The 3,635-nt window shown below is 68.2% G+C and carries 3 protein-coding genes; all 3 read left to right on the forward strand.

The window, feature by feature from the left end:
* The coding region (locus tag DBR34_RS08850; RefSeq protein ID WP_146186801.1) for an FtsW/RodA/SpoVE family cell cycle protein at window positions 1–754 on the forward strand (754 nt) is incomplete at its 5' end.
* A gap of 719 nt (window positions 755–1,473) precedes the next feature.
* Window positions 1,474–2,619 carry a lytic murein transglycosylase B gene (gene mltB / locus DBR34_RS08855; RefSeq protein WP_128096523.1) on the forward strand — a complete coding sequence of 382 codons (1,146 nt, stop codon included), beginning with the start codon at window positions 1,474–1,476 and terminating at the stop codon, window positions 2,617–2,619.
* The coding region (locus tag DBR34_RS08860; protein WP_146186802.1) for a septal ring lytic transglycosylase RlpA family protein at window positions 2,616–3,635 on the forward strand (1,020 nt) is incomplete at its 3' end. The genes mltB and DBR34_RS08860, both read left to right, overlap by 4 nt.

A 3,635-nucleotide genomic window follows, 5' to 3' on the forward strand; every position in this document is an offset into this window, starting at 1 on the left:
GCCGGCACCCCGATCAACAGCGCGGCCAAAAGTGGTGCTGGTGGCCGCGCTGTTGATCGGGGTGCCGGCGGTGTTGATCCTGCTGCAACCGAACCTGGGCACGGCCACGCTGGTGACGGCCAGCGGGATGTTCGCGCTGCTGCTGGCGGGCCTGCACTGGGGCTGGGTGGCGCTGGCACTGGGCGGGGTGTCGGTTGCAGCACCGCTGGCGTGGTTCGGGCTGCTGCGGCAGTACCAGAAGGACCGCGTGCTGACCTTCCTGTATCCGGAGAACGATCCGCTCGGGACCGGCTGGAACATCATCCAGTCGCGCATCGCCATCGGGTCCGGTGGCATGCACGGCAAAGGCTGGGGGCAGGGCACCCAGGCCGCGCTGGATTTCCTGCCGGAGTACACCACCGATTTCGCGTTCTCGGTGCTGGCCGAGGAGTTCGGCTGGGTCGGGGTGCTGGCGGTACTGGGGCTGTTCCTGTTCGTCATCGCGCGCTGCCTGTGGATCGCGGCGGGCACGCGCTGCGGCTACGCGCGGCTGCTGGCCGGGACCACCGGTCTGGTGTTCTTCGTCTATGTGCTGGTCAACGGCGGCATGATTTCCGGCCTGCTGCCGGTGGTGGGCGTGCCGATGCCGCTGATCAGTTACGGCGGCACCTCGGCGGTGTCGCTGCTGGCCGGCTTCGGGTTGGTGATGGCGGTGCAGGGCAGACAGCCCATCCACGGCCGGCAGCGCCACGGGCCACTGACAGCCGGCACCTGACGTCAATGCCGGCCGCTGGCCGGCGGCTGCCACACCCGCCCGCAGGTGGAGCCGACCGTTGGTCGGCTGCTCTGAACATTGGCCGGCCGACGCCTCACGGTTGGCCCCAAAAACGTGGCGACCATTGCCGACGCACGGCCCCCGCCCCGGCGCACGCCATCCGCAGAATTGCGGAATTCGCGTCATCTGCTGTCGTGTTTGGTGCAGGTTTCGTCAAGAAAGTGGCGCAAAAGTGGGATGTGGCGCACACATATGACGTCACTTGATCCTGATCAATGGACTTGTCGTAAACGGCCTGCACAATGGCGGCCCGTCAGCAGGGTGCAGTGAGCCAAGCGCTGCATCTGGGGAGCTTGACGGGGAGTAGTTGACCTTACGGGTACAAGGAGCGAGGCGCGCGCTGGGGAGTTGCGCGCCGCGCTGGTACCGACCTGGTCGGTTTGGCCGGTTGCGTCCATGGGGATGGGGGCGCAGCCGGCACGACCTCTTTGGCCCATTGGCCTGCGCGATCCTATCGGGGTGTTCGCTTCCCCGGCAGCCGACGCGCGCCTTCATCATCTACCGCGCTGCCGTCAGGTGCTTTCCCTCTGTATCTGAATGGGGATGCGATCGCGGTCGAAATACACACGGGCTTAACGAGTCGGCCCTGGCTGCCGCAATTCGTTGTGATTCATGGTCTTAGGGGTTTTAATTCATCCTTGACCTGCTAACCTGCCGCGATGATTCGACGCACTCTGGCCTGCATGCTCACGCTCGGTTTGGTCGCCTGCGCGACCCAACCGCCCTCTCCGTCACCGTCACCGCAGGCATCGGGTGCACCGAACAAGCCGGTGCCCGGGCAGAAGGGCCCGGCCGAAGCCGCGCCGGAGGCCGCTGCGGCCACCGCCGCGCCGGTTGACCTGACCCCGGTGCCGTTCGAGGTGGCCCGCGCCAACTTCGTGCGTGATACCGCCCAGCGCTACGGCATTCCGGCCGCGCAGATCGACGCGACGCTGGCCCAGGCGCAGATCCGCGACCCGATCATCGCCGCGATGTCGCGCCCGGCCGAGCGGGTCAAACCGTGGAACGAGTACCGGCCGATGTTCATCAGCCAGTCCCGGATCGACGGCGGCCGCAAGTTCCTGGCCGAACACCGCGACGAACTCACCCGCGTACAGCAACGCACGGGCGTGCCGGCCGAAGTGATCGTGGCCATCATCGGCGTTGAAACCAGCTATGGCCGCAATACCGGCAGCTACCGCGTGCTCGACGCGCTGTATACGCTGGCCTTCAAGTACCCGCGCAGCGGCGATCCGGCCAAGCTGGAGCGCGAAGTGCGCCGCGAACTGTATTTCCGCGACGAGCTGGCGCGCCTGTTCGCGCTGACCCGCGACGAGAAGCTGGACATCACCGCGATCAAGGGCAGCTACGCCGGTGCGATGGGCATGGGCCAGTTCATGCCGTCCAGCTACCAGGACTTCGCGGTGGACGGCAACGGCGATGGCCGCCGTGACCTCTTCAACAGCTACGACGACGTGTTCTCTTCGATCGCCAACTACTTCGTCAAGAAGGGCGGGTGGGTGCGCGGCGGCCCGGTGGCGGTACCGGCCACGCTGGCCGCGGGACGCGAGGAATTCAATCCGACCGAATGGGCGCCCACCTGGACCCTGTCCGCGTTGGCCCAGCGCGGTTATCAGCCGAGCGTGAGCGTGCCGGCCGGGCTGACCGCCACCCCGATCACGCTCGAAGGCAGCACCGGCAAGCAGTACTGGCTGGGCTTCCAGAACTACTACGCAATCACCCGTTACAACCTCTCCAAGATGTACGCGATGGCCGTGTTCCAGTTGTCCGAGGCCATCGCCGGACAGGAGCTGCCCCCGGCATGAACGCACGCGCACGCTGCAGATGGCTGGTTCCCGGTCTGCTGATCCTGGCGCTTGCCGCCTGCAGCAGCGCGCCCAAGAAGCCGGCCAGCGCCGGTGCCGCCAAACCCGGTGGCACCCTGGTGCAGGGCAAGGGCAAGGGCGGACGCCCGGCCCATTGCCCGGACGGCTCGCCGTACAAGGCGGCCACCGAAGATCCCAGCACCCGTGGCGACTATCGTGCCGGCGGGCTGTACAAGCCCGGCGTCAACGACAGCACGCCGACCTACATTCCGAACGTGGCCTGCATTCCCGAACCGGACGTGGTCGACCTGCCGCGCTCGCCGGTGGGCAACAAGTCACCGTACGTGGTGCTGGGCAAGCAGTACCAGGTGCTGGACAAGACCAGCGGCTATGCCGAGAAGGGCACCGCCTCGTATTACGGCGCCAAGTTCCACGGCCGGCTGACCTCCAACCGCGAGGTGTACGACATGTACGCCTTCACCGCCGCGCACAAGACCCTGCCGCTGCCCAGCTTTGCCCGTGTGACCAACCTGGACAACGGCGAATCGGTGATCGTGCGGGTCAACGACCGCGGGCCGTTCCATGATGGCCGCGTGGTCGACCTGAGCTATGCCGCCGCCGTGCGCCTGGGCATCACCCAGCGCGGCACCGGCAACGTGGAAGTACGTGCGCTCAGCCCGGGCGACGACAACCTGCTGGCCGACAAGCCCTCGCGCCGCGAGCGCCGTGCCGTGGCCGCTGCCAGCGTGGCCAGCGCCGCGCCGGCGCGCACGCCCAGCGACATGGACAAACTGGTGGGCCGGCTGCCGTCGCCGTCGCCGGCCTCGCCCAGCGCGGGCCGCCCGGCCGCCACCCAGGCCGCACAGATCGACGATGCCCCGGTCACGGTGAGCGCGCTGCCCGCCGCCCCGGTGGCCGTTGCGGCTGCCACCCGCCCGGCGCCGCGCCCGGCACCGGCCGCCACGCCTGTCCCGGGCAGCACCCTGCAACAGCAGGTGGGCAACGTGTTCCTGCAG

Origin of the sequence: Stenotrophomonas sp. HMWF003, assembly GCF_003061285.1 — a bacterium.
GTDB lineage: Bacteria > Pseudomonadota > Gammaproteobacteria > Xanthomonadales > Xanthomonadaceae > Stenotrophomonas > Stenotrophomonas maltophilia_AP.